Raw genomic sequence first — 26,563 nt, forward strand, 5'->3', positions numbered from 1 at the left:
GGAGGGGCGAGGACCGTGACCAGCGCGACACCGACCCCCCCGGACATCCCGCACGGGCGTGGGTGGCGGTTGCTGATCCGCGGCCTGGGCGTGCTGGCCATCGTCATGGCGACCGTCTTCGACCTGGGGACGACCGGGGTGCTCATCGACGACCTCTACCTCGTCGGTGGCGGCATGGCGCCGGCCTGGATCGGCACCACCCTGGTGCTGGCCATGGGCGCGCTGCTCGTGGTGCGCTACCGCTACCCGGTGGTGGCGCTGCTCGGGGTGGCCGGGATCAGCATCGGCCTCACCCTCGTGCTGGAGTATGCCCAGCCCATCTTCTGCTTGCTCGTGGCCATCCACGCCGCCGCCCGGCGCGGGGGGCCGGTGCGGTGGTGGGGCTCGTTGGCCCTCGGGCTGGTCCAGGTGCCGCTCATCGTGCGCAACGTCGCGAAGTCCTTCGAGAACCCCGACCTCGGCAACCTGCTCTCCACCACCACCTTCTTCGCGGCACTCGTTTTCGCGGCCTGGGCGGCCGCCACGGTGGAGCGCTACACGCACTACCGGACCACGGCTCTGCACGACGAGCTGGACGTGCGGGGGGAGCGCGCGGCCCGGGCGGAGCGCCAGCGGATCGGCCGCGAGCTGCACGACATCGTGGCGCACTCGGTCAGCGCGATGATGATGCAGGCCGCGGGGGCGCGGGCCATGGCCGGCTCGGTCGACCGGGACCACCCCGGGGACCAGCGCCTCGAGACGGTCCTGCGGTCGCTGGGCACGATCGAGTCGACCGGCGCCCAGAGCATGCGCGAGCTGCACCGCCTGCTCGGCGTGCTGCGCGGGGATGCGGCCGCCGAGGGCACGGGAGGCGGACTCACCCTTGACCAGGAGTCGAGCGTCCAGCCTGGCCTGGGAGACCTCGACGGGCTCGTCGACCTGAGCCGCAGCAGCGGTCTCATCGTCGAGGTCCACCGGTCGGGGGACCCGCACCAGGTCGACCAGTCTGTGGGGGCAGCGGCCTACCGCGTCGTCCAGGAGTCGCTGACCAACGCCCTGAAGCACGCCGGTCACGGCGCGCTCGTCGACATCTACGTCGCCTGGCACGGGGCCGAGCTGCAGATCCAGGTGCGCTGCCGTGGCAGCCGCGACGCGGCCCGCACCGACATCCCCAACGGCGGCACCGGGCTGCGCGGGCTGCGCGAACGGGTCGGCCTGGTGGGGGGACGGTTCGAGGCGGGCTGGGCCGGCGACGAGTTCGTGGGGACCGCCGTCCTGCCGACCGGGTCGGCCGAGGCCCCGCGGGGGTCGACGACGCGGGAGGCGAGGCAGCCATGACCATCCGCGTCGTCGTCGCCGACGACCAGGAGCAGGTCCGCGACGGCCTGTCGATGCTGCTCGCAGCGGAGAGCGACCTGGAGGTCGTCGCCCTCGCCGCCGACGGCGTCGAGGCGGTCGAAGCCGTGCGGCGTGAGCGGCCCGACGTCGTCGTCATGGACATCCGCATGCCGCGGATGGACGGCATCGAGGCGACCCGGCAGATCACCGCCGAGGGGGAGCGCGGCGGTGGTGACGCCGACGGCGTCACCACTGTGCTGGTGCTGACCACCTTCGACCACGACGACGCGCTCTACGGCGCGCTCCGGGCCGGGGCCTCGGGCTACATGCTCAAGGAGGCCGTCCCCACCCGGATCGGCGACGCGGTCCGTCGCGTCGCCGACGGCGGCTCGTGGATCGACCCCGGGGTGGCCGGCAAGGTCATCGAGACGCTGCGCGAGACGGCCCCCCGGGACCCCAGCGGCCTCCCCAGCCTGGAGATGCTGTCCCCCCGCGAGCTGGAGGTGCTCACCCTCATGGGCGACGCACCCTCCAACAGCGACCTGGCCGAGCAGCTCTTCATCTCCGAGGCCACCGTCAAGACGCACATCTCGCGGCTGCTCATGAAGACGGGCAGCTCCGAGCGCGCCCAGCTCGTCGCCCTCGCCTACCGCACCGGCCTCGTCCAGCCCTGACCGTCGCTGGGCACGCCCACCGCACCGAGCGCCGCGAATGGTGGGCGCAGACCACCATTCGCGGCGCTCGGTGGCGCGGGCGCGTACCAACTTGCGCCGGTCCGGCGGGAGGACCGGGACGGTCGCGGACGGCGTGGCAGGACATCGTCCGGCCTGTGGGCCGATCGGCAGGACACCTGCCCTGACCTGCACAAACACGCGTTGCGGTGCGTCGTGGGGCGACGACATACTCGTCCGGTGCCCACCTCCCTCGGACTCTTCGGGACCGGACGCCTCGGCTCGGCGATCCGGCGGCTCGCCGACGCCCGGGACGACCTCGAGGTGCGCTGGGCGGTCGGGAGCGAGGGCCCGGGCGAGGATGCTCTGGAGGCGGTCGACGTCGCCATCGACGTCAGCACCGCGGACGCCGTCGCGGACCACCTCGCGTGGGCGCACCGTACGGGCACCGACCTCGTCATCGGCGCGACCGGGTGGGACCCGTCCCTGGTGGACGGCGAGCTGCCCGTCCGGGTGCTGGTCGCCCCGAACTTCTCGCTGGGCGTCGCCCTCGTCCGACGACTGACCGCGGTCCTCGGCGCGTACGCCGCCGCCACCGGCAGCGCGGGCACGCCCGTCGACCTCGCGGTCGCCGAGACCCACCACCGGCACAAGGTCGACGCACCCAGCGGCACCGCCCTCGCGCTGCGCGAGGCCCTCGCCCGCGGCGCCGGGACCCGCCTCGAGGACGTCCAGACCACCAGCCTGCGCCTCGGCGAGGTCGTCGGCGACCACGAGGTCACCGTCACCACCGCCCTCGAGACCGTCATCCTGCGGCACGCCGCACACGACCGCGACCTCTTCGCCGCTGGTGCGCTGACCGCCGCCGGCTGGCTCACGACCCGGCCGCACCCCGGCCTGTTCACCCTCGACGACCTCGCCGAGGACCACCTGCGACCGCTGCTCGGCGATCCCGCCGAGCAGGCGGGCCCCGGGCCCACCACGCGGTCCACCACCGCCGACGCCCACGCCTGAGCGCCGGCACCCCACGAAGGAGACACGATGCCCACCACCCTCACCGCTGCACCGTTCACCGGTCTCGGCGTCGCCCTGGCGACGCCGTTCACCACCGGGACCGACGCCGTGGGTGGGAGCCGAAAGCCCGCCGTCGACCACGCAGCCTTCGGGCGGCTCGTCGAGCACGTGCTGGCCGACGGGCTCGGTGTGGACTGGCTCGTGGTGCTCGGGTCCACCGGCGAGGCCGCGACCGTCACCGACCCCGAGCGGCACGCGCTGGTCCGCCAGGCCGTGCAGGCCGGCCGGGTCCACGGAGGGGGCGTGCCGGTCGTCGTCGGGATCGGCCACAACGACACCGAGCGCACCTGCGAGCTCGCCGGGCAGGCCGCGGCGGCCGGCGCGGACGCCCTGCTGGTGGTCACGCCGTTCTACAACAAGCCGCAGGTGAGTGGGCTCGTCGCGCACTACCGCGCCGTGGCGGAGGCGGCGGACGGGCTGCCGATCATCGCCTACAACGTGCCCGGCCGGACCGGCTGCAACATCACCCCGGACGCCATGCGGCAGATCTGGGGGGTCGAGCAGGTCGTGGCGCTCAAGGAGAGCTCGGGCGACCTGCGTCAGGTCGGTCGGCTCTGCCGCGAGGCTCCGGCCGACCGCGCCGTCCTGGCCGGCGACGACGACCTCGCCCTGGCCTCGATCGCGGTCGGCGCCCAGGGGCTGGTCTCGGTCTGCGCCAACGTGGCGCCGGTGGAGACCCGGCGGCTCGTGCACGCCGCCCGGGCCGGCGACCTGACCCTGGCGCGGCGGATGGACGAGCTCCTCGCCCCGCTCATGGACGCCATGTTCACCGAGACCAACCCGGTGCCGCTCAAGGCTGCCCTCGCCTGCCTGGGCGTCGCGACGGCCCAGGTCCGGCTGCCCCTCTCCCCCGCCGAGCCGGGGACGTGGAGCCGGGTGCAGACCGCGCTGGCCGACCTGCAGGCGTTGCGGCGCAGCGCCGCGGGCGCGCTCCCCGGGTCGCTGCCGGGCCGGTTCGCCGTGCCGCACGACGCCGCGGCGCTCGCCTCGTGAGCGCCCTCCCGACGACCGCGTCGTCCCAGCTCGAGACCGCCTTCGCCGAGGGCGGGTCCGATCCGACGGTCGAGCAGGTCGAGCAGCTGCTCGCCGCCCTCGAGGCCGGCACGGTCCGGGCGGCCAGCCCCGGTGACGACGGGCAGTGGCGGGTGCACGGGTGGGTCAAGCGGGGCATCCTCGCCGCCTTCCGGCTCAGTGAGACCGTCGAGATCGACTGGCCCGGCGGCAGCGTCGACAAGTCGCTCGTGCCCGCGCGCCGGATCACGGCGAGCGACGGCATACGCCTCGTGCCCGGCGGGACCGCGGTCCGCCGCGGCGCCCACCTCGCGCCGGGCGTGGTGGTCATGCCACCGAGCTACGTCAACGCCGGGGCCCACGTCGGTGCCGGCTCGATGGTCGACAGCCACGTCCTGGTCGGGTCGTGCGCGCAGGTGGGCACCGGCGTGCACCTGTCCACCGCCGTGCAGATCGGCGGGGTGCTCGAGCCGGTCGGCGCGCGGCCGGTCGTCGTCGAGGACGAGGTCTTCGTGGGGGCGCAGTGCGGGCTCTACGAGGGCGTCGTGGTGCGGCGCGGGGCGGTGCTCGCGCCCGGCGTGACGCTGACCGCAGGCACCACGATCTACGACCTGGTCGAGCAGCGTGAGGTGCGCGGCGAGGTGCCGTCGGGCGCGGTGGTCGTGCCCGGCACCCGGCCGGCCCGTGGGGACTACGCCGCCGTCCTCGGGCTGTCCCTCTACGCGCCGGTGATCGTGAAGTACCGCGACTCCTCCACCGACGCCGCGACCGCCCTCGAGGAGTCGCTGCGGTGAGGCCGGCGACCAGGGTGGCGGGCCAGGGCCTGTCACCGATCCGACGCATGTCCCTCGACGCCCCGGCCGACACGGTCGACCTGGGCCTGGGCGAGCCGGGGTGGCCGGCGCCGGACGCCGGCCCCCGCGCGGCCGTCGCCGCCCCCTCGCTCGGCTACGGACCCAACACCTCCGACCCCGCGCTGGTCCGCGCCGTCGCCGGGTACGCCTCCTCCCCCGCGCACGACGTGGCGCCCGAGCAGGTCATGGTCACGGCGGGCAGCCAGGCAGCGCTCTTCGCGCTCTTCCAGGCCTGGGTCGAGCCCGGCTCGACCGTCCTGGTCCCGGACCCCGGCTTCGTCGCGTATCCAACCCTGGCCCGGATGTGCGGGGCGACACCGGTCGGCTACCCCCTCACCGCCGACGGCGACCTCGACGCCGAGGCGCTGGTCGCCGCACTCGGTGAGCAGCCGCATACCTCGATGGTCGTGCTCAACCACCCGGCGAACCCGACCGGTGGGCTCGCTTCGACGCAGGCGTTGTCGCGGGTCGCCGAGGCGTGCGCCGAGCGCGGCCAGCTGCTCGTCAGCGACGAGGTGTATGCCGAGCTGTGGGTCGACCGCCGTCCCGCGTCGCTGCGGGACGTGAGTGCGGCGGGGGTCGTGCTGGGCTCGATGAGCAAGGCCTTCGCCGCCCCGGGGCTGCGGATCGGGTGGGCGCTCGGCGACCCCGAGGTGCTCGCGCCCGCGCGGCTGGTGCACAACGCGATGACGACGGCACCCGCGCGGCTGTCGCAGGCCGCCGCTCTGGGGCTGCTGCTCGCGGCCGACGAGGTGCTGCCCGCGGCTCGGGAGGAGATCCGGGTGCGCTGGGAGACGGTCGACCGGGTCGCCCCCGAGTTCCTCACTTCTGGACATCGACTTCTGGGAGACGGGCACCAGAACCCGATGTCCAGAACGGTGACGAGGGCCGGGTTCTACCTCTGGCTCGCGCTGCCCGAACCCCTCGGCAGGGCCGCGTGCGCCGACCCCGCCGGCACCGAGGCGGTCGCGCTGCGGCTGCGTGACGAGGCCGGGGTGACGACCATCCCCGGGACCGCCTTCGGACCGCGGGGCGCGGGCTTCCTGCGGGTGAGCCTGGGCGGCCCGGTGGACGTGCTCGAGGAAGGACTGCGGCGCCTGGCGCCCTGGTGGGAGGAATGATCTTGACCGCTGCGACGACCGATCTGTTCGCCTTCGACGAGGAGCGGCTCGACGAGCTCGCGAGGGACCACGAGACCCCGTTCTTCGCCTACGACCTGGCGGCGGCCCGCGAACGGTTCACCCGGCTGCGGGCCGCGCTGCCCGCGCGGGTCCGCCTGGCGTATGCCGTGAAGTCCAACCCCGGGTTGCCCCTGCTCGAGGCCTTCGCCGGGCAGGGCGCGTGGTTCGACTGCGCGAGCGCCGGCGAGGTCTCGGCAGCGCTCGCCGCCGGGGGGACGGGCGCCGGCATGGTCTTCGCCGGCCCGGCCAAGACCGAGCGCGACCTGCAGGCCGCGCTCTTCGCCGGGGCGCGGATCCAGATCGACGGCATCGAGGACGTCGAGCGGCTGCACGCCCTGCACACCGGTGAGCGCCCGCTGCCGGTCAACGTCCGGGTCAACCCGGTCGGAGGCGTGTCGGAGGCGGCCAGCATCATCGGGGGTGTCGGGCCCAGTGCCTTCGGGGTCGACGAGGAGGTGCTGGACGACTTCGTGGTCCAGGCCGCCCGCTTCGACAGGGTCGAGATCCGCGGGCTCCAGGTCTTCTCCGCGAGCAACGAGCTCGACGCCGGGCGCCTGCTCGCCAACCACCGGACGGCGCTGGGCATCGGGCGGCGGTTGCAGGAGCTGCTGGGTCGCGAGCTCGACCTCATCGACCTCGGCGGGGGCCTCGGCGTCCGGTATGCCCTGACCGAGCCCAGCCTCGACGTCAGGGCGGTCGGTGCAGGCCTCGGTCGCATCCTCGGCGAGAACGACTGGTTCACGGGCGAGCTGCTGCTCGAGCCCGGGCGCTGGCTCTCCGGACCCACCGGCGTCTACGCCGCCCGGGTCGTGCGCACCAAGATCTCCCGGGGTCAACGCTTCGTCATGCTCGAGGGCGGCATCAACCACCTGCTGCGGCCGCTGCTGACCGGGCAGTCGTTCCCCACCGTGGCGGTGCGCCCCGGCGAAGGGGTCCTGGGCGGCGAGCGCGCGACGACCACGCTCGCAGGGCCCCTGTGCACCTCGCTGGACCGCGTCGGCACGGGCGACCTGCCGGTGGACCTGCGGCCCGGCGACGTCGTGGTGTTCGGCCAGACCGGTGCCTATGCCTACACCCAGGCGATGAGCCACTTCCTCTCCCACGCGCTGCCGGAGCAGCACTGGCTGGGGTGACGCCCACGACCCCGAATTCTGACGCACTCCTCGACTTCCCCGCCTTGACTTCCCTGAAGAATCGGCAAAGAATTGGTCAAGTCGTCGGGACTTTCCGGCGACCCATGTCCGTCGACGGGGGCTCGAGGCTCAGTTGTTCTGGCTCATCTCCCTCGACGCGAGGCCCTCGGACATCGACCTGACGTCCCGGGCGTGCGAGGGCTCGCACATCCCGTTCGCGGTGGTGCCGGTCGCGGAGGTGCGTGACCGCCTCACGCGGGAGCAGCCCTCCGCTGCCGTCCTCCACGGTGGCCGGCCGTCCCCGCCCCTCATCGATGCGCAGCGATGGCTCGCCGATGCGGGAGTGCCGACCTTGGTGCTGCTGCTGATGCTGACCGACGACCTCGAGGCGATCCTCCTCGACCGCGGCGCCCAGGATGTCCTTCCGTTCCCCGTCTCCGAGCGCAGACTGGGTGCACGGCTACGACTCCTGGGGCGCTCGTCCCCGCAGCAGCACGACGAGGCGGACGAGGTCATCAGCGTGGGCGGTGAGGTCACCTTGTCCCCGAGGAGCCGTGTCGTCTGCGTGGGCGACCGCCCCGTCTCCCTGACCAAGTCGGAGTTCGACCTCCTCCTGACGGTGGCCCTGCGTCGTGGTTCGGTCGTCGAGCACCATGATCTCGCCGTGGCCCTGGATCACGACCACCTGAGCACCCGTGCCCTGCAGACCCACGCGAGCCGGGTCCGCACCAAGCTGCGGGCCGTCGGCGCACCAGACGTGCTCGTCCCGGTCCGGGGAATCGGCTACCGCCTCAAGGAGTAGCTCGACGACTTTCCCTCTTTCTTTCGGTTTCCTTGCTCTCGAGGAAAAGCTTGGTCAGCGTTTCCACATTTGGTGATCGAGGCATCACCGGCGGCGTCGGGCGCTGTTAACGTCGCGGCTTCCCACACCGCTCACGTCCCCTCGGAGCACCATCGTGATTCGCCTCATCACGGCGCTGTTCAGCGCCCTCGTCCTCTCCCTCCCCCTCGGGCTCGCGCCTGCCTCGGCCCAGGCCGAGGAGGCCACCTCCTCGGTCTCGGTGCAACGCATCACCGGCGACAACGTGTCTGCTGTCGCCGCTGCGGCCTCCCGGTCCTTCCCGTCAGGTCAACGGGTGGTCTTCGTCGTCAATGCGCAGGCCTACCCCGATGCGATGGTCGCCTCCACGAGGGCGGGGAGCGTCAACGCCCCGGTCCTCCTGGCGAGCGAGACCTCCCTCCCCGCCGCCACCCGGGACGCCTTGACGAGGTTGCGACCCCAGCGCATCGTCGTCGTCGGGGGAGACGGCGTCGTGTCGCGGTCCGTGCTCGATGCTCTGCGACCGTTCACGACGACCGGTGCGGTGGAGCGGGTGTCTGGCGTGAACCGCTACGTGACAGCGGCGGAGCTGGCGGTGAAGTTCCCCCGGGGCGCGTCGCGTGTCTACCTCGCGGGAGGTGCGGGTTATGCCGACGCCATGTCAGGAGCGGCTCTGTCCGGCTACCAGGAGGTGCCGATGGCCCTGACCCCGCGTGACGGCCTCCACCCGTCCACGCGGGAGGCGCTGCAGCACCTGCGCCCCACGGAGATCGTCGTCCTCGGCGGCGCAGGAGTGGTGTCCTCCGCGGCAGCCCAGCAGGCTGCTGCCTACGCGACCTCGGGGCGGGTGACGCGGATCTCCGGCGTCGACCGGTACGCCACCGCAGCGAAGATCGCCCAGCACTTCCCGCAGAGCACGTCCCAGGCGCACGTCGGCCCGGGCAGGTCCTACACCGAGGCCCTCGTGGCCGCGGCTGCCGCAGGTCGCGCCCACAGCCCGCTCCTGCTGACCAGGCCCGACTCGCTGCCGGGCACGACGAACCAGGCCCTCGCCCGGTTGTCGCCGGACAACGTCCTCGTGGTCGGAACCCGATCGAGCGTGACCGACGCCGTCATCGAGGACCTGGAAGCCGGTCCGGCACCCTCGGACCCGCCTCCGGGGAGCTGCCAGAGCGCTCCGTCGACGGACACGAAGTTCGGGGCGAGCATCTACCCGGTGGGTAGGACGCCGGCGCAGTCGCTGGCCGACATCGACTCCTCCTTCGGCCGGGTCCCCGTGATCCGTGACTTCCACACCGGTATGCCCCCGGCCTGGAACAGCCCCCGCTCCACCCTCCTGCGGGACCGCGAGATCGTCATCTCGTTCAAGGCCACCCCCAGCGCGATCCTCTCCGGTCGGCACGACAGCTACCTGCGCAACTGGTTCGCGACCGCCCCCGAGAACCAGACCATCTACTGGTCCTACATGCACGAGCCCGAGGTCAAGGTCAAGAACGGGCTCTTCACCCCCTCGCAGTACCGCGCCGCGTGGCGGCACATCGGCGCACTGGCGGACCAGTCGTGCAAGCCCAACATGCACTCCACCCTGATCCTCACGTCGTGGACCATCGACCCCCGCTCCGGCCGGGACTACCGCGACTACGACGCCGGGAAGGACGTCGTGGAGGTCATCGCGTTCGACCCCTACAACGCCCTCCACGACCCGCAGGCGCGGACCTACACCTCGGCCGAGGACCTCATCGGCCCGCTGGCCGAGACGATGGAGGCCGACGGCCGACCCTGGGGCCTGGCCGAGCTGGGAAGCCGCATCGTGGTCGGGGACAACGGGACCGGCCGGGCCGCCTGGCTGGACGACGTCGCCGACGTGCTCATCGAGAACGACGCCTCCTTCGCGACGTACTTCCAGACCACCTACAAGGGAGTCAACTTCCGGCTCGACGACGCCCCGTCCAGGAACACCTGGCGAGGACTGGTGCAACGCTGACACCCACCTGACGCACCTACCGAGCGGGCCGCCGGCCCCGGGAACCCCCCGGACCGGCGGCCCGCTCGTTCCCTCGCAGGTTGCTCACCGCCTGGACATGGTTCCGTCATCTTTGTCCCGCAGCCTCGGCATCCGAGGCCGAATCGAGGGATCCCGCTGTTACGTTCCCCAGGTCCCATCCCTGAGCACATCCTGAGGAGCCTGCCCGTGAACGGCGACCCCCACACCACAGACCGCCCCCCGACGACGCCATGGCGCCATGAGCCATGCCGGCCTGGACGATCGGGCAGGTCCTCACTCTCCGCCCCGCGAACCTCGACCGCCTGGGCGCTCTGCGTCTCCGTGCTCGCCGCCCTGCTGATCGTCCCGGCCACGTCCGCCTCCGCCGCACCCTCTGACCTGGGACCGGAGCTGGCGGACAACGGCTCCTTCGACGCGGGCACCGCCGGCTGGCGCACCAACGGCCCGGTTCAGCGGCTGACCGTGAGCGACGGCCATGCTCGTCTGACCCCGACCTCGACCTCCGGTGTCGTCCTCAACGACGCCGAGAAGACGGTCGCCGAGGCGGCTGCCGGTTCGACCTACGTGGTGCAGGCACAGGTCCGCACGACGACGCCCGGCCTGAACGGTGCCCTGCGCGTTCGGGAGGTCTCGGACGGACAGGTGATCTCGCATCGCACGACGTTCCGTCTCGAGGACACCGACTGGACGAGCGTCGAACTGACCTTCACCACCTCGCGTCCGGACGCCGGACTCGACCTCAACGTCCTCGCCTGGGGTCTGCAGCCCGGGGAGGACCTGCGCATCGACGACGTCTCGATGAGGCAGTCCACCGGCGGGTCCGACCCAGGCGACCCCGTTCCCGCGCCTCCCGCGCCATCTCCGGGCGACCCCTGCACCTCGGCTCCGTCGACGGACACGAAGTTCGGGGCGAGCATCTACCCGGTGGGTAGGACGCCGGCGCAGTCGCTGGCCGACATCGACTCCTCCTTCGGCCGGGTCCCCGTGATCCGTGACTTCCACACCGGTATGCCCCCGGCCTGGAACAGCCCCCGCTCCACCCTCCTGCGGGACCGCGAGATCGTCATCTCGTTCAAGGCCACCCCCAGCGCGATCCTCTCCGGTCGGCACGACAGCTACCTGCGCAACTGGTTCGCGACCGCCCCCGAGAACCAGACCATCTACTGGTCCTACATGCACGAGCCCGAGGTCAAGGTCAAGAACGGGCTCTTCACCCCCTCGCAGTACCGCGCCGCGTGGCGGCACATCGGCGCACTGGCGGACCAGTCGTGCAAGCCCAACATGCACTCCACCCTGATCCTCACGTCGTGGACCATCGACCCCCGCTCCGGCCGGGACTACCGCGACTACGACGCCGGGAAGGACGTCGTGGAGGTCATCGCGTTCGACCCCTACAACGCCCTCCACGACCCGCAGGCGCGGACCTACACCTCGGCCGAGGACCTCATCGGCCCGCTGGCCGAGACGATGGAGGCCGACGGCCGACCCTGGGGCCTGGCCGAGCTGGGAAGCCGCATCGTGGTCGGGGACAACGGGACCGGCCGGGCCGCCTGGCTGGACGACGTCGCCGACGTGCTCATCGAGAACGACGCCTCCTTCGCGACGTACTTCCAGACCACCTACAAGGGAGTCAACTTCCGGCTCGACGACGCCCCGTCCAGGAACACCTGGCGAGGACTGGTGCAACGCTGACACCCACCTGACGCACCTACCGAGCGGGCCGCCGGCCCCGGGAACCCCCCGGACCGGCGGCCCGCTCGTTCACGCCTCAGGGCTTACGGGCCTGGTACGCGCGCGACGGCGCAGCAGAGCCTGGGTGAAGACACCGAGCTCGAGCGTGCGGCGCAGGAACCAGAGCGCGGGCGCGTACAGCGCGACCGCCGTCAGGAAGGACCACAAGAACGTCGCCGGTGACGGGCCCAGGGCTGCCTCGAAAGCCAGAGGCACGGCGGCGAAGCAGAGGGCGGCCGCGGCCGCCGCCCCGAGGGTCCCCTTGCCGTACGGGTTCATGGACAGCGTCGACCACACCTGGACGAGCGGGAGGAGGTTGGCCAGCACGATGGCCGTCCCCCAGCCGATCGCTGCTCCGAGCAGACCCAGGGACGGGATGAGCATGAGGTCGATGACGATGTTGGCGGTGAAGGCGATCACCACGTTCGCCAGGTTCCACAGGGAGCGCCCACCCATGTTGAGGACCATGTCGACCATCCCCGCGCTGGTCGCGAAGAGCATCGCGGCGCCGAGGATCAAGAGCGCGGGATGACCGACGGAGTAGTCCTCCCCGAAGACGAGCAGCATGACCGGTCCCCAGACCATCAGCGTGAGGTACCAGGGCCAGGTCACCGCCACCAGCCATCCGGTGGTGACGCGGTAGAGGTGCCTCGCCTCGCTCCGGTCAGGCCGGGCGAGCGACTCCCCCAGGAGTGGTTGTCCACTCATCGCGACGGCCCGGGCGATCATCTGCCCCAGGACGAGCAGCCTGGTCGCCGCCGCGTAGATCGCTGCGGCGCCGAGGCCGGCCAGGGCCCCGACGAGGATGATGTCGAGGCGTTGCATGGCCACCTGGGTGACGTTGGCCAGTGCTCGAGGGGCGCTGAACCGCCAGAACGGGCCGGCGGGCCGCAGGGTGGGGTCTTTCACCTGAGGTGCTGCGCGGTCCCGCAGCCGCCGCCACCAGATCCAGGCCACGACGGCCGTCGGCAGGTAGGCCATCGACCAGTACCACGCGATGGCGTCGTCGTGGAACACCATGAGCGCCAGACCGACGAGCAGGAGGTGCAGGAGGGACCGGCACACGTGGTCCACCACCGCGAAAGGACGCATGGTCCCCAGTCCCTGGGTGGCCGCCAGGGCCAGCTGGAGGACTGCTGCGCAGGGGATGAAGCCCGCCATGACCCGCATGTACCCGGCGAACTCCTCCTCCCGGCCCGGGCTCAGGAGCTCTCCGAGCGGTTGCGCGAGCAGCAGCACGAGAGCGCCGATGAGGACCGCCGCCGTGAGCACCGGAACCATGGCGGTCCGCATGTAGGCATTGGCGTGACGGAGTTCGCCGTGCGCACGCGCCCTCGAGAGGAAGTAGACCAGCCCGGTGCTGGTCCCCAGCTGCGAGATTGCCACGGCGAGCAGGAAGAGCGAGGTGGCCGAGAAGAAGACCCCGGCGTCCTGGCTGCTGACCAGCCGGGTGATGAGAACGGTCAGCACCAGGTTGGCGAGGGCGGACACCACCGAACCACCGAGGTTCAGGGCGCTGCCCCGCGCGGCCCGCCTGAGCGTCGCGCCATCCTCGGGGGAGGCCACGGAGGAGGTGGCCACGTCAGAGGGGGGTCGCCGGGTCGTTCGCCGCGAGGACCTGGTGCAGCGCGGGGAGCAGCCAGGTGGTCAAGGAACCGCGGCTGTCCTTCGCCGCTTCGGAGCGGGTCCTCAGCTGCCGAACCCCCAGGTCGAGGAGGTAGCTGGCGAGGATGACTCGCCCGTCCTCGGCCGCCGCACCGTTGCGCCGCACGACATCGCCGCAGTCTGGGATGACGTGCGTGATGGACTGCAGCGCCCCGTGGCCGGCGCGCCTGTTCCGCTCGATCTCGAAGTGCAGGGCATCCCACCCCACGGGGACACCTCGCCGGAAGCGTTCCCAGTCCCACACCACGGCCGAGCCCCGCGGTGTCGCCATGTTCCACGGTGCCCAGTCACCGTGCGCCGCCCCTTCGGTCAGCGGGCGGTCACCTTCCCTGCTCCTGAAGACCTCCGCCGCCGCACGCAGGGCCTCCGCCTCCGCGCCCTCCAGGTCGGCGAGCTCGTCGAGCAGCGTGGACCACCAGGGCGCCGACCGGATCTCGTGAGACGCGACCTCGAAGGCCGTGGCGAGGTTGGCCATGGCCGCATCCACCCCCTCGGCCGAGAGCACCACACCGCCACCGGTGTCCACCACACTCGTGATGGCGAAGTTCACCGCTCCCACCTCCCCGGCGTGCAGCAGGCGCGGGACGTCGAACGTCAGCGACTCCCGGTGGGCCTGGAGCTGCGTCAGGGCGCTGGCCTCGTGCGCCACACGGTCACGGGTGAGCCTCGTGATACCCACCTTCATGTAGGCCACCGGCCGCCCGTCGTGCGCGCGGAGCTGGACGACCGGCTTGCGGTTGGGCCGAATCGGTCCGAGCTGGATGGCCGGGACCACTTCCTGGCCGAGCAGCGCCTCGGCGTGAGCCATCAGGCCGCCCTCGCCGGGCCCGTCGGCCACCGTGACCCGGGGCAGCGCGCGACCGAGGAGCCCCAGACGCCCCAGGGGCGCCCCCAGCCCGGACAGCAGCCTGGCCCGTCGGGTGTTGGCGGTGCCGTAGTCACGCAGCGCCGCCTCGGTGACGAGCCTGGGGCGGGCTGGGACGAGGAAGGTGGCGCGCGACGGGCGGGGCAGGAGGAGGAACTCATGGCGCCCAGAGCGAGGGAACGGGCTGCGGGTCGCGGAGACGACGGCAGCCTCACCCCACAGCAGCCGGAGGATGTCGGCCGGGCCCGCGACCGTCTCCTGGGGGCCAGACATGGTCACGAGTGCTGCCGGGACCGACGGGAGTGGGTGACGGTCACCGCACCCAGCGTGCGGACCCCGAGGTGGTCCAGGCTCTCCAACGCCCCGGCGATCTGCTGGTGCGTGGTCCGGTCCTGGGCCACCACGAGGAGGAGCGAGTCTGCGGTGGCGATGACGGTGTCACCGTCGGCCGACCCTGCTCCGGCTGCTCCGACCACCACGTAGTCGTAGTCCTTCCTCATGGCCTCGAGGAGTCGGCGGAGCTCCTCCCCCGCGAGCAGGTCGCGTTGCTCCGCCAGGTGCGGGCCGGCTGGCACGACGGTCAGGCCCTCGTGCTCGATCGCGACCCCGGCCACGTCGTCCGGTCCACCCGTCGCCAGCAGGTCGCTGAGACCGGGCGCGTCGTGCGGGATGCCGAAGTACTCCTCCAGCGAGCGGTCTGCCGGATCGGCCGCCACCACGGCGACCCGGTAGCGCGCCTCGGCGAGCCGCACCGCCAGGGCCGCCGTCACCCGCAAGGCGTCCTCGTCCAGACCCAGACTCCCGACCGCCAGCACGTGCGGCCGGGTCGCGTTGGCCACGACCCCGATCCGGAGGCGCCGGAACGCCTCGTGGGTGCTGGCCGCATACCCTCGCCTGCGCTCGGCGGCCCCGAGCTGCAGCCCGGCGAAGACGGGAAGACCGGCGATGTCCGTGGTCTCGTCGGCCCGGACGTAGTCGGTCCGCCACTCGCGGTACCAGGCGACGGCGACACCAGCGAGCAGTCCGAGCACCGCGGCGAGCAGAAGCACCACCGCCGTGGAGAACTGGTTGGGCTGCTCGGGCAGCTCCGCCGGGTTCAGCACCCTGCCCGGGTCGGTCGCGAGCGCCTCCGCCTCGCTCACGCGGCTGTTCAGGGTGGACAGCCGCTCGGTGTACAGGCCCACCTGGCGTGAGGCGAACGATGACGCCTGCCCCTCGTCCGCCGCGTCGGCCAACGCGTTGCGCAGGAGCTCCCCGGTGGCGTCCAGCTGCGCGTTCAGGGTGTCGAGCGTCGACTGCTGCTGCTCGACAGCCCGCTCCTCGCGGTAGTCGAGGAACTCCTCAGCGAACGCCTGCGCGCCGTCCCGAGCCTCCTGGGGGGAGTCCGCAGTAAAGGCGATCTGGACCATCTGAGTCCCCGTCGGCACATCGACGGCCAGCGTCTCGCCCTCACCCGGCACCAGGCGGTCGAGACGATCGCTCACCGCCTCCGCGATCGTGGGGGACGACACGACCTGGGCCTCGGTCTCGAGGGCCACCGTCAGCTGTGCCCCGCTGCCTCCCGCGGCCTCGGCCGTGAGGGGGCTGGCCGCGAGAGGGTTCAGCAGCACCGTGGAGCTGGCCGTGTAGGTGCGCTCCACGGTCGAGGCATAGGCGACCCCGACCAGCAGAGACCCCACCACGCACAGGACGGCGGCCAGCCAGTGGTGCCTCAGTGCCGGGATGACAGAGGGCAAGCGGCGGCCCCCCCGAGACTCTTCCTCCACCAGGCATTCCTTTCGAAGATCGCGTGACCAGCGTATACTCCTCTCACGACCGTGGATGCACGGCGACCCATCCCTCAGGTGCCCCGTGGCGCACCCGCGATGGTCTTGGGGTGGCCCCTTCGGTACGAATGACGAGAGAACGGTCGAACCCAGTGAAGATCCGACGCATGCTGCCGCGCCCGGTGCAGAATGCCCTTCGACCGATATCGGTGCAGGCCGCCCGGCTGACGGCGGCTCACCGACCCACACCGGCCTTCATCGTGGCCGGGGCACAGCGGTGCGGCACCACCTCGCTGTTCCGCGCCCTCGAGCAGCACCCGCAGATGACGCGCCCGTCGTTCCACAAGGGCATCAACTACTTCGACCTGAACTACGGTCAGGGAGCCGGCTGGTACAGGGCGCACTTCCCGCTCGAGGTCACGCAGCGCCTCCGGACGCCTCGGGCCTACAGGCCCTCGCTCCCCTTCGAGGCGAGTGGCTACTACATCTTCCACCCAGCCGCCCTCCCCCGGATCGCCGAAGACCTGCCCGACGTCAAGATCGTCCTCATGCTGCGCGACCCGATGGAGCGGGCGTACTCCGCGTGGAAGCACGAGCACGCCCGGGGCTTCGAGCAGGAGCCGTTCCTGCGCGCCCTGGAGCTGGAGGACTCACGCCTGGAGGGCGAGGTCGAGCGGATGCTCGCCGACCCGTCCTACGAGAGCCACGCACACCGTCACCTGGCCTACGCCGCGCGCAGCGACTACGTCCCGCAGATCGAGCGCCTGCTGACCCTCCTGCCCGCCGAGCAGGTGCACGTGGTCTACAGCGAGGACTTCTTCGGGACCCCGGAGCAGGAGATGTCCGCTCTCACGACCTTCCTCGGCGCCCAGGGTTACCCCGGCATCACCTTCGACCGGCACAACGCCCGTCCCAGCGGCTCGATGCCTCCTGAGGCACAGGCACTCCTCCGGGAACGGTTGCGACGTACCTACGAGGACATCTCCGAGCTGGTCGGCAGACCGTCACCGTGGCGTCTGGAGTGACCAGCTCCGTCCCGGCGACACAGGCGGAACGGTCCGGGAACGGACAGGACGAGCAGGTCCATCGCAGGCGGCAGCGTCGCCCACCCGTCGACCCCCTGGTCGTCGCCTTCGTGGGCGCGCCGGTGTGGTGGCTCCTCGGGCTCTTCCAGGCGATGTTCTTCGTCGCAGCGGCCATCATGGTCTTCCGCCTGGCGCGCATGCGCGACGTCGTCCTGCCCCGTCTGCTGACCGTCTGGCTGATCTTCCTCCTCTGGGTGCTCGCCGGACTCTTCACCCTGCAGGTGGACGCTCCTGGTGCGGTAGCCGGAGAGAGCGCCGGGCGCTACCTGACCTTCTCCTACCGCTACGCCTGGTTGGTCGCTGGGGCCATCTTCTTCCTCTACATCGCCAACACCCCGCGATCCCTGCCCAGCGAGACGATCCGTCGTGCCCTGTCGTGGTTCTTCGTCGTCCTCGTCGGCGGTGGTCTGTTAGGTCTGCTGCTGCCGATGGCCGACTTCCCCTCCCTGCTGGAGGCCCTCCTGCCGCGACGCATCGCGCAGATCCCGCTGGCTCAGGAGATCATCCACCCCAGCACAGCGCAGGTGCAGAGCGTTCTCGGCCAACCTCAACCCCGACCCAGCGCACCCTTCGCCTACACCAACGAGTGGGGGCTGACCGTGGCTCTCACTCTGCCCTTCTTCGTGCATACCTGGTGGCGCATGGGGACGCGGCGCCGCGTGGCCATGGTGGTCGTCCTCGCCCTCGCCGCCCTGCCGATCGTGGACTCCCTCAACCGTGGCCTCTGGCTCTGCCTGATCATCGTCGCGGTCTTCCTGGCGCTGCGATCTGCGTATCTCGGGGATCCTCGGACCTTCCTCGTCTTCGTGGGCCTCGGTGCTGCTGCTCTTCTCATCGTCCTCGCCTCCCCACTCGGCGACACCGTCCAGGAGCGCTTCGCCACACCTCACAGCGACGAGGGGCGAGCCGAGCTGAGCCTGCACACGGTCCGTAGCGCGCTCGAAGGCTCACCGGTCATCGGGTTCGGGACGACACGCGACGTGGCGGGCAACTTCAACTCCATCGCCGGCGGGGCATCGGCCGTGTGCCCCGGATGCGAGCCCCCGCCGATGGGGACGCACGGGCAGGCGTGGTTGCTCATCTTCACCACGGGCATCGGCGGACTGCTGCTCTATCTGACTCTGGTGGGGGGCTACCTCCTCAGACACGTCCGCTCGCGCGCCCCGGAGTCCGGACCACCCCTGGCCGCGCTGCTGACCGCGCTCGTGACCATGCCCATCTACAACTCGACGGGCGTCAGCCTGCTCATCGTCTTCACCTCGCTCGGCCTGCTGGCCCGCCTGGACCTCGCCGAGACGCAGCGGCAGGACGCACCCACCATGGTGGGCCTGCTCCGTCCCCTGCGTCGAGGGTCTTGGCTCGTGGTGGCCGGCATCGCCATCGGGGTGTGCGCCGGTCTGCTGGTCCAGGGGGTCCTGGGTGCGCCTGCCGTGGCCCGTCAGTCCGTCCTCGTGCCCACTGCCAACCTGACCGGCGAGGCCGACGTCCAGGAGCTGACCCTGGACAGCGAGGCCGAGCTCGCGACCTCCCACCGCGTCCTCCAGAGCGTCAGCGACGTCACCGGGCGCCCGTTGCCGGAGGTCGAGGAACGACTGACCGTCGGAGCGGCGCCCAACACCCGGGTGCTCACCCTCTCCTACGACGACAGCGACCCGGCTGTCGCGTCGTCAGCGGTCGGCACCGCGGTCACCGAGTACCTCGAGCTCCGCGCCGATCTGTCGAACACGACGCAGGACAGTCTCGAGCAGCGCCGCACCGCCCGGTACGACTCCTTGAGCGGCGCCTACACCGACCTCCAGTCGACCCTGAGGTCCACGAACTTCGTCTCGACGACCACTGCGGACGCGCTCGCCGACCTACGGAACGAGATGGCGACGACGGACGGCGGGCTGGAGGAGCTGACCGAGTCCCGTGAGCTCGGCACCCGGGTGAGCGACATCAGCGTCACGCGGTCGAACGACGTCCTCCTCATCCGACTCGGGAGCGCCGTCGTCCTGGGCACCGTCGGGGGACTCATCCTGGCCTTCCTGTGGGGCAGGTACCGTGCCGGATCACCGCGGGGCCGGGTGCCCTCCGAGATCGCGGGGCTGCGAACGGTCAGGGTGCCGCACGAGGCCGACCAGGGCAGATGGGACCAGCTGTACATGCGCCGCCTGCGTTCCTTCCCCTCACTCGAGGTCGTCCTGCCCGACCCCACCTCCCCCACCGCGGTCGAGGTCGCGAACTACCTGGAGACCAGGCTCCCGCGTGGGCGGCGATCGGCCCGTCGTGCACTCCTGCTCATCTCCGCGCAGACCTCGTTGCACGAGATCACGCGCCTGTTGTCGACCTGCCGAGCCATGCGGCTGCGTCCGGTGGGTATCGTCCACGTCGGATCGCCGAGCACCTGAAGCGTCGAGGGGAGAAGCACATGTCCAGGACCCGTCGGCACTCCACCGGTGCCGCACTGCCTCAGGGTGGTGCTGGTGATACCGGCCCCACCACTCTCTTCATCGGCGGTCTCGGCCGCAGCGGCACCACCATCCTGGAGCTGAGCCTGGCGACCGACTCCCGTGTGGTCTCCCTCGGTGAGGTCACCCACCTGTGGCGGCGCAGCCTGCTGGACAACGAGACCTGTGGGTGTGGTCTCGGATTCCGGAGCTGCCCCTTCTGGACGCAGGTGGGCGAGCTGGCCTTCGGGGGGTGGCAGGAGGTGGACCCGGCCCGTGTCATCGCTCTGAAGCGGCGCCTGGACCGGAGCATCCAGACTCCCCGCATCGGACTGGGCCTCCTGTCGAGGTCGACCCGCGCCGAGGTGCGTGAGTACGCCTCCTACTACACGCGGATCTACCGGGCGGCGGCCGAGATCACCGGAGCCAGCGTCGTCATCGACTCGAGCAAGCAGGCATCACTGCCGCACCTCCTCCGCGCCGACGAGACGCTGGACCTCCGGGTGCTGCACTGCGTGCGGGACAGCCGGGCGGTGGCGTACTCATGGACCAAGACCGTGTCCAGGCCGGAGTCCCAGACAGAGCGACACGCCACGATGGTCCGCTACCCGCCTCCGCTGACGGCGGCCAAGTGGGTCCAGCACAACCTGGTGGTCGAGGGTCTCCGGCCACGAGGGGTGCCGGTCCTGAGGGTGCGGTACGAGGACTGGGCGAGACTCCCCCGGGCGGAGGTGACGCGCGCACTGGCGTTCGCCGGTCTGGAGGAACAGCCCAACGACCGGCTCGGGGACGACTCGGTGGACCTCGGCCCCTCGCACACCTGCAGCGGCAACCCGGCGCGCTTCCGTCACGGGGTCATCCACGTCCGTTCCGACGAGAAATGGCGCTCGCAGCTCCCGCGGCGAACTCAGCGGCTCGTGGCAGGCGTGACACTGCCGCTGCTCGCCGCCTACGGCTACCTCGGCCGGCGGACCTGAGACCATGGATCGTCTCCCTCCTCGAGCATCACCTCGTGACCGAAGCACCGGCCCGCAAGGAGCAGCAGAGTGACCAGCACCACTGTCGGCATCATGTCCATGCAGCGGATCTACAACTACGGCTCGTCGCTCCAGGCCTACGGCCTGCGACGCCTCGTCGAGTCCGTCGACCCGGGCGCAGCGGTGTCCTACCTCGAGTACCGGCCCGGTCAGACCTTGGTCCCGTCCGCGCAACCCTCGTCCCCGGTCCTGCGATCCGTGGCGAAGGTGCGCGAGTACGGTCAGGCCAAGGCCCCGCTGGTCGACAAGCTGCGCTTCTTCCGGCACAAGGGTCGCTACGGCCGCCGGTACCTCCCGATGCTGGGCCTCGACGACGCGCCGGGGTCCGGCCCGCTCTCCCTGCAGATCATCGGCAGCGACGAGGTCTTCAACTGCGTGCAGGACAACACCAACGTCGGCTACTCCCGGGACCTGTTCGGGCAACCCCGGCGGGGTCGTGTGCTGGCCTCCTACGCCGCGTCCTTCGGTAACACGACACTGGAGAAGGTGCAGTCCTCAGGAATCGAACAGAGTCTGTCCGAGGACCTCGCTGGCTTCGACCATCTGTCCGTGCGGGACCGGAACTCGGCCGAGCTGGTCCGTACGCTGACCGGGCGGACGCCGGAGATCCACGTGGACCCGGTCCTGGCCTACCCGTTCATGGGCGAGGAGCCGCGGATCCCCCGCGGCCGGCGCCACCCCCGGCCCTTCCTCATCGTCTACGGCTACAGCGGCAGGCTCTCCTCGCAGGAGAACGCCGAGCTGCGCCGCTTCGCCGACTCCTGCGGGGCCGACATCCTGTCGTTCGGGGGGTTGCAGGAGTGCGCTGACCGGTTCGTCGACTGCGATCCCTTCGAGCTGCTGGCCTACTTCCGTGACTGCATCGGCGTCGTCACCGACACGTTCCACGGCACCATCTTCTCCGTGATCACCGGGAAGCCGTTCTGCACGATCGTGCGGGCCAGCGCCAGTCACGGCTACGGGAACGAGGAGAAGCTCGGCTACCTGCTCGACCTGCTCGGCCTCCCTGATCGACGCCTGGACAGGGTCGGAAGCCTCGGGGACGCCCTGACCGAGCCCCTCGACCGGACGATGATCGAGACGACCCTAGCCGAGGAACGTCGACGAACCACGGCATACCTTCGAAGCATCCTCGCCGACGTGGAAGGGACCAGCCGATGAGAGCTGCGACAGCGCGCGCCAAGCAGTCCGCGAAGAAGGCGCTGCAGCACGTCCGTCTCCAGTACCTCGCCCAGCAGGACATCGCCCGCTTCTCCCGGCACGCTGCGTTGTCGACCTTCGATCGTGACCTGCCCCGGGTGACCTCCCGGATCATGTACAACGTCCACGCTCTGGAGAAGGGGCTGGCCCGCAACCACGACCTCCGTCCCGGCTTCGGACGCAAGGCGCTGACCCACCTGAACGACGCCATGCTGCTCTACCGAGCCTCCGGCTACGACCTGGCGGCCTTCCCCTACCAGGAAGGGTTGGGGGTCCTGCGCCGGTACGCCGATCTCCACGAACGCCTGGGACATGACGTCGACTTCCTGCCGGCGGTCGTGGACCCTACCCATTTCTCCGCGGAGAACGCCGGATCCACGACCGCGGGGACGATCGAGGTGCGCCGGGACCAGAAGCAGCGCAACACGAGCAAGAACTTCGCCGAGCTCGCCCTGGGGCGGACGAGCATCCGGGAGTTCTCGGGCGACGCCATCGACCAGACCAAGGTCGAGGACGCCATCCGGGTGGCTCTGAAGTCACCCTCCGTCTGCAACAGGCAGGGCTGGCGGGTCCACTGGTTGTCCGACAAGACGACGATGAAGGAGGTGCTCGCTCACCAGCGCGGCTTCGGCTACCGAGAGATGCCGGAGGTCCTGATGTGCGTGACGGTGTCCAACTCGACCTTCATCAGCCCGGTCGAGCGCAACCAAGGCTTCGTCGACGGCGGGCTGTTCGCCATGTCCATCCTCTACGGGCTGGAGTACCAGGGCCTGGCAGCCGTCCCGTTGAACGCCTGCCTCTACTCCGGCGCGCAGAAGGCCATCCGCTCCATCGTCCCCATCCCCGAGGCGGAGGTCATCGTGATGTTCATCGCCGTCGGGGACTTCCCCGAGTCCTCGCAGGCGCCGGCCTCCAGCCGCAAGCCGCTGGAGTCCGTCGTCGTGCGGCACTGACCGCTGGCGAACTAGATGCCGTGACCCCGGCGGTGCGCCAGGTCCAGCAGACGCTCGGCGGACACCAGCCCGAGGGCCACCGGGACGGTGACGTAGACCCTGCGCTCGGTGGGCCGACGCCGTAGGACCCTGCCGCAGTCGCGCAGCGCCTCACCGCGCCGACCCAGCGCGGCGACGGCGAAGGCCCGCCGCCCGAGGAGCCGTGCCATCCCCTTGCGACTGGCCCGCAGCACGGAGTGCTTGGCGATCATGTAGTCGATGGCCGCGACGATGGTCGCCCAGTCGCGGGAGAACATCGACTGGCCCCAGCGCACCGTCACCAGCGCTTCCTCCACCACGGAGACCTCACCGGCCTGCATCGCGCGCAGGATGAAGTCGAAGTCCTCCCCGTAGCTGCCCGGCAGGTCCTCGTCCACCAGTCCGATCGTGTCCAGCAGGGCCGTGCGTCGCACGAGGACCGTGGAGGGGTGGGCCTCCATGAGTCGGGTCTCGACCAGGTTCTTGAGGGTGAAGGTCTCCTGCTTCGGCACCCTGGCGACCTCGCGACCCCCGTAGTCGATCACGATTCCGGTGACGGAGGTGTCGGCAGACCCCAGACGCTCGACCTGCTTCTCGAGCTTGTCCCGGAACCACACGTCGTCGTCGTCGCAGAACGCGACGAGCTCCCCGGTCGACGCGAGGATGCCGGCATTCCTTGCTCCTGCCAGGCCTCCCACCCGCGAGTTCTCCACCACCACCACCTGGCGGGACTCGTCGTCCCGGCTCAGAGACAGGTCAGGCTCGGTCCGGTCGAAGACGACGACGCACTCGATCGGGCCGGGGTACGACTGCTCCATGACAGCCTCGATGGCCGACCTGAGCATCTCGGGTCGGTTGCGCGTGGCGATGACCACGGACACGGTGGGGTGGTTCATGGATGGGGCTCCTCGCGTCGGCGTACTCGTGACTGCTGCTGCTGGTGCTGGCGGGTCAACGCCTCGTCGACCAGCGCTGACAGCCGCTGGGTGGACGCGGCCACGGCCGCGTCGTCGGCACTCTCCAGGGTGGTGCGCGACCTCTGGAGAGCGGAGTGCAGCGCCCGGTGGAGCTCGTCCTCCGTCTGGACCCTGTCGATCAGCTGCGCCGAGGCCAGACGCTGCGTGAACAGGACCTGGTGGTTGTCCACGTGCTCACCATGCTCGGCGGACCGTGGGAGGACGACCGGCAGCAGGCCAGCCCGCCGGCAGTCGAAGATCGTCCCCGGTCCGCCGTGGCAGACCACGGCTCGGCTCCGGGACAACAACCGCGTCAGGTCGTGATGGCCCAGGAAGTCGACCTGGGTCAACGCCGTCCGCCCCAGCGGCCGGGTGAAGCCGCGCTGCACCATCACCCGCGCGGTCTGGCCAGCACCCCGCTGCCAGGCGTCCATCCAGCCCAGCATCCGTGCGAACGGGTGATGGTCCGTCCCGAGCAGGCACAGCACGTCGTAGGTCTCTTCGTCGCTCACATCAGCCGCCCGATGTTGACCGCGCCCTTGTAGAGCTTCTCCTGCTCGGGCCACTGCACGCAGAACACCGTGGAGAACGGGCGGCACAGCCTGCCGGTCATGGTCGTGGTGTCGAGGCGGTCGATCACCTCCACGTACACCGTGACGGCGCCGAACAGCCGACCGAGGACGAAGAAGGGCAGCGCCACTCCTGCACCCGTGGACACGATGACGTCGGGTCGCTCGCGCCAGATGAGCCTGGCGGCCAGCCCGGCGTTACGCACGAGGTTCTTCAGGTTCCTGGTGGTGGGGTGATAGGCCCAGGCGACCTGCTCACCCTCCAACCGGGACAGCGCGTCCGGCGTGCGGAAGGTGACGAAGGTGGCCTCGTGCTCGGAGTACCACGACTCGAGGGCGCACAGCTGGGCCAGGTGGCCGCCACTGGATCCGACCAGCATCACACGTCGGGTCGGCGCAGGCATGCGGGCCACTATACGGGGGACGACTCACTCGCGAGTGGAGCTCACCTCAACCGGCTGGGTCGACCTGACCCGTCGTTCGGCCGTGTCCGCGGGCCCTCTCCTCGGGAAGAGAGCGAGGACGAGGACGACGAGCAGGACTCCGAAGAACGACTCGTGCACCCGCCCGAGGAACTCCAACGTCGCGGCGGAGGCACCCCCGCCCTCACGCATCCCCGTTCCGAGTCCCGACACGACGACGGGCTCCAGCAGGAGCACCCCGCACCAGCCCCACCGTCGGGCGGCCGAGACCGTGACCTCCGGCTGCAGGAGGCCCTTGTCCACCACGTCGAAGGTCAGGACCCCCAGCACGAGGAAGCCCAAGGTCTCTGCCTGGTCGATGACCCACGAGTCGGGGGCCCACGCCACGGCCCCTGCCACGAGCACGACGATGGCGGGCACCGACACCAGCCACCACGGCGAGGCGGGTCGCCGAAGGCTGACGTAGGGGATGAGCAGTGCCAGAGCCAGGGCGGTCTCGTTGAGCGTGCGCACCGAGGAGGGCAGGTCGCTCAGCACGAGCCCGACCCCGATCAGTCCCCAGAGGGCACCGACGACCACCGCTGCCGGGAGACGCCTCGTCGCGTCGAGCCGGGGGAGGACGAACTGGATCCAGCCGGCGAGCACCACGGCGAAGAGATAGGCCTCGCTGTTGTAGGCGATCCGGCCGGCCAGGGGCGCCGGGACGATCTCGGCGAGGAGTCGCGATGCGCACAGGACGACCAGGAGAGCGAGCCCGCCGTAGAACGCGACGACCGCCGTCCGTCGAGCCACGCCGTCCGGCCGGGCCGCAGGAAGGTCAGGGGACACAGTCGACCTCCGCCGTGTCGGGCAGGCTGGCGATGAGCTCTTCGGCCTCCCCCAGCGCCGTCTCCGCAGCCGCGTCCTCCCCGTTGTCCCGGGCCAGGACCGCCTCGTCCCACTTCGCCACGATCTGACCGGCCGTGGCCACGTCCTCCTCGACCGCGGGGTAGTGCGGCACCAGGCTCTCCCAGTATCCGAGCAGCTCGGTGACCCCGACGACGGCCATCCTCAGGTCGGCGTCGGCGGACTCGGCCAGGCTGGAGAAGTAGCCGCGGTTCAGGTTGCACAACGTGGCGACCACCGACTCGGCCGGCTCCGGGTCGTCCGGGTAGTCGTACTCCTCGAGATCGGCGCCGGCATCGTCCGAGAAGTCCTGGCTCACGGCCGGAGCGCCGCTGGCCATCTCCGGATCCGGGTCGTCCGTCTTCATCGGCTCCTGGGCGTCGGCGCTCGGCGCGGCCGTGACGCCCGCATTGACGTCTCCGGTGGTGGGCGACGCCGACGTGTCGGCGGAGTCACCGCCTGCGGAGGCGTCGACCGTCGAGGTGGCGGAATCGGGTGCGGTCGCCGGCGAGGACCCTCCACCGGTGCAACCGGTGAGGAGAGCTACCAGCAGCACGGGTGCTGCCGCCCTGCGCAGGTAGGGAGAACGCGTCGTGATGGCGCTGCTCATCCGGTGACCTCCTGGGGGGCCAGGACGAGGGTCATCGCGAGGGACCGGCCACTGGCCGCGTTGGTCGTCGCCGACAGGCCACCGTAGTCACCCTCGTCAGCCGCACCCCGACCCAGCAGGGTGGAGACCGTACCGCCACCGGTGCCGATCGAGGTCGAGACCACGTCGACCTCCTCCGGCGCCGTCCACTCCGTCGTGCTCGAGGACCGGTCGGCCCAGAACGACAGCACCACCCGGGAGTCACCCTCGACCGACACCACCGGCGTCGTCGAGGTCGCGGTGCTCGAGAACACGTCCGCGTCCAGC

Annotated in this window: 24 protein-coding genes; 15 read left to right on the plus strand and 9 right to left on the minus strand. The window is 71.1% G+C overall.

What is annotated here, in order from left to right:
- Window positions 1-15 precede the first annotated feature (15 nt).
- The 10 genes from Q0967_RS09845 to Q0967_RS09890 all read left to right on the plus strand — a co-directional run bounded on the left by Q0967_RS09845 (window position 16) and on the right by Q0967_RS09890 (window position 11,758).
- Window positions 16-1,317: a sensor histidine kinase gene (locus Q0967_RS09845; protein WP_299449813.1), complete on the plus strand. Its 1,302-nt coding sequence runs from the start codon at window positions 16-18 to the stop codon at window positions 1,315-1,317.
- On the plus strand, window positions 1,314-1,991 hold the full coding sequence (locus tag Q0967_RS09850) for a response regulator transcription factor (RefSeq protein WP_299449815.1): 678 nt from the start codon (window positions 1,314-1,316) through the stop codon (window positions 1,989-1,991). Before Q0967_RS09845 ends, Q0967_RS09850 begins: the two co-directional genes overlap by 4 nt.
- Window positions 1,992-2,228: 237 nt before the next feature.
- Window positions 2,229-3,002 carry a 4-hydroxy-tetrahydrodipicolinate reductase gene (locus Q0967_RS09855; protein ID WP_299449817.1) on the plus strand — a complete coding sequence of 258 codons (774 nt, stop codon included), beginning with the start codon at window positions 2,229-2,231 and terminating at the stop codon, window positions 3,000-3,002.
- 27 nt (window positions 3,003-3,029) lie between these two features.
- Window positions 3,030-4,055 carry a 4-hydroxy-tetrahydrodipicolinate synthase gene (gene dapA / locus Q0967_RS09860; RefSeq protein WP_299449819.1) on the plus strand — a complete coding sequence of 342 codons (1,026 nt, stop codon included), beginning with the start codon at window positions 3,030-3,032 and terminating at the stop codon, window positions 4,053-4,055.
- A complete protein-coding gene (locus tag Q0967_RS09865; protein WP_298749780.1) occupies window positions 4,052-4,867 on the plus strand; it encodes a 2,3,4,5-tetrahydropyridine-2,6-dicarboxylate N-succinyltransferase in 816 nt (271 codons plus the stop codon). The genes dapA and Q0967_RS09865 overlap by 4 nt, the downstream gene beginning before the upstream one ends.
- Window positions 4,864-6,048: a pyridoxal phosphate-dependent aminotransferase gene (locus Q0967_RS09870; protein WP_299449821.1), complete on the plus strand. Its 1,185-nt coding sequence runs from the start codon at window positions 4,864-4,866 to the stop codon at window positions 6,046-6,048. The genes Q0967_RS09865 and Q0967_RS09870 overlap by 4 nt, the downstream gene beginning before the upstream one ends.
- A 2-nt stretch (window positions 6,049-6,050) precedes the next feature.
- Window positions 6,051-7,241, plus strand: a complete 1,191-nt coding sequence (locus Q0967_RS09875; protein ID WP_299449823.1) for a hypothetical protein — start codon at window positions 6,051-6,053, stop codon at window positions 7,239-7,241.
- Window positions 7,242-7,374: 133 nt separating this feature from the next.
- On the plus strand, window positions 7,375-8,043 hold the full coding sequence (locus Q0967_RS09880; protein ID WP_299449825.1) for a winged helix-turn-helix domain-containing protein: 669 nt from the start codon (window positions 7,375-7,377) through the stop codon (window positions 8,041-8,043).
- 154 nt (window positions 8,044-8,197) lie between these two features.
- Window positions 8,198-10,045, plus strand: coding sequence for a cell wall-binding repeat-containing protein (locus Q0967_RS09885; protein ID WP_299449827.1), 1,848 nt, complete (start codon window positions 8,198-8,200; stop codon window positions 10,043-10,045).
- A 342-nt stretch (window positions 10,046-10,387) separates the two neighbouring features.
- On the plus strand, window positions 10,388-11,758 hold the full coding sequence (locus tag Q0967_RS09890) for a carbohydrate binding domain-containing protein (RefSeq protein ID WP_299449829.1): 1,371 nt from the start codon (window positions 10,388-10,390) through the stop codon (window positions 11,756-11,758).
- A gap of 69 nt (window positions 11,759-11,827) precedes the next feature.
- On the opposite strand, the gene Q0967_RS09895 is transcribed toward Q0967_RS09890, so the two are convergent.
- The 3 genes from Q0967_RS09895 to Q0967_RS09905 are packed head-to-tail and all read right to left on the minus strand — an operon-like array spanning window position 11,828 to window position 16,063.
- Window positions 11,828-13,378, minus strand: a complete 1,551-nt coding sequence (locus Q0967_RS09895) for a lipopolysaccharide biosynthesis protein (RefSeq protein WP_299449831.1) — start codon at window positions 13,376-13,378, stop codon at window positions 11,828-11,830.
- A 1-nt stretch (window position 13,379) separates the two neighbouring features.
- Window positions 13,380-14,600, minus strand: a complete 1,221-nt coding sequence (locus Q0967_RS09900; RefSeq protein WP_299449833.1) for a hypothetical protein — start codon at window positions 14,598-14,600, stop codon at window positions 13,380-13,382.
- A 2-nt stretch (window positions 14,601-14,602) separates the two neighbouring features.
- Window positions 14,603-16,063, minus strand: coding sequence for a Wzz/FepE/Etk N-terminal domain-containing protein (locus Q0967_RS09905; RefSeq protein ID WP_299449835.1), 1,461 nt, complete (start codon window positions 16,061-16,063; stop codon window positions 14,603-14,605).
- A gap of 290 nt (window positions 16,064-16,353) precedes the next feature.
- On the opposite strand from Q0967_RS09905, the gene Q0967_RS09910 reads away from it, so the two are divergent.
- The 5 genes from Q0967_RS09910 (at window position 16,354) to Q0967_RS09930 (ending at window position 22,797) form a co-directional block, all read left to right on the plus strand.
- Entirely contained in the window at window positions 16,354-17,118 is a 765-nt protein-coding gene (locus Q0967_RS09910) for a sulfotransferase (protein WP_299449837.1), read from the plus strand.
- Entirely contained in the window at window positions 17,103-19,568 is a 2,466-nt protein-coding gene (locus tag Q0967_RS09915; protein ID WP_299449839.1) for a hypothetical protein, read from the plus strand. The genes Q0967_RS09910 and Q0967_RS09915 overlap by 16 nt, the downstream gene beginning before the upstream one ends.
- A 20-nt stretch (window positions 19,569-19,588) precedes the next feature.
- Window positions 19,589-20,584 carry a sulfotransferase domain-containing protein gene (locus Q0967_RS09920; protein ID WP_299449841.1) on the plus strand — a complete coding sequence of 332 codons (996 nt, stop codon included), beginning with the start codon at window positions 19,589-19,591 and terminating at the stop codon, window positions 20,582-20,584.
- Between the two features lie 69 nt (window positions 20,585-20,653).
- Entirely contained in the window at window positions 20,654-21,805 is a 1,152-nt protein-coding gene (locus tag Q0967_RS09925; RefSeq protein WP_299449843.1) for a polysaccharide pyruvyl transferase family protein, read from the plus strand.
- Complete coding sequence (locus tag Q0967_RS09930) at window positions 21,802-22,797, plus strand: nitroreductase family protein (protein ID WP_299449845.1); 996 nt, start codon at window positions 21,802-21,804, stop codon at window positions 22,795-22,797. Before Q0967_RS09925 ends, Q0967_RS09930 begins: the two co-directional genes overlap by 4 nt.
- A gap of 11 nt (window positions 22,798-22,808) precedes the next feature.
- Here the strand turns inward: Q0967_RS09930 and Q0967_RS09935 are convergent, their stop codons facing one another.
- The 6 genes from Q0967_RS09935 to Q0967_RS09960 all read right to left on the minus strand — a co-directional run.
- The gene (locus Q0967_RS09935) at window positions 22,809-23,711 is read right to left on the minus strand and encodes a glycosyltransferase family 2 protein (RefSeq protein ID WP_299449847.1); all 903 of its coding nucleotides are present in this window, start codon (window positions 23,709-23,711) and stop codon (window positions 22,809-22,811) included.
- Window positions 23,708-24,283 (minus strand): glycosyltransferase, encoded by a 576-nt coding sequence (locus tag Q0967_RS09940; RefSeq protein ID WP_299449849.1) that lies wholly within the window; start codon window positions 24,281-24,283, stop codon window positions 23,708-23,710. Before Q0967_RS09940 ends, Q0967_RS09935 begins: the two co-directional genes overlap by 4 nt.
- Window positions 24,280-24,744, minus strand: a complete 465-nt coding sequence (locus Q0967_RS09945; RefSeq protein WP_299449851.1) for a UDP-N-acetylglucosamine--LPS N-acetylglucosamine transferase — start codon at window positions 24,742-24,744, stop codon at window positions 24,280-24,282. The genes Q0967_RS09940 and Q0967_RS09945 overlap by 4 nt, the downstream gene beginning before the upstream one ends.
- 24 nt (window positions 24,745-24,768) lie before the next feature.
- Window positions 24,769-25,590 (minus strand): hypothetical protein, encoded by an 822-nt coding sequence (locus tag Q0967_RS09950; RefSeq protein ID WP_299449853.1) that lies wholly within the window; start codon window positions 25,588-25,590, stop codon window positions 24,769-24,771.
- Window positions 25,580-26,257 (minus strand): hypothetical protein, encoded by a 678-nt coding sequence (locus Q0967_RS09955; RefSeq protein WP_299449855.1) that lies wholly within the window; start codon window positions 26,255-26,257, stop codon window positions 25,580-25,582. Before Q0967_RS09955 ends, Q0967_RS09950 begins: the two co-directional genes overlap by 11 nt.
- On the minus strand, window positions 26,254-26,563 hold a 310-nt coding region (locus Q0967_RS09960), incomplete at its 5' end, for a hypothetical protein (protein ID WP_299449857.1). The genes Q0967_RS09960 and Q0967_RS09955, both read right to left, overlap by 4 nt.

Origin of the sequence: uncultured Serinicoccus sp. (assembly GCF_947500995.1) — a bacterium.
Classification (GTDB): domain Bacteria; phylum Actinomycetota; class Actinomycetes; order Actinomycetales; family Dermatophilaceae; genus Ornithinicoccus.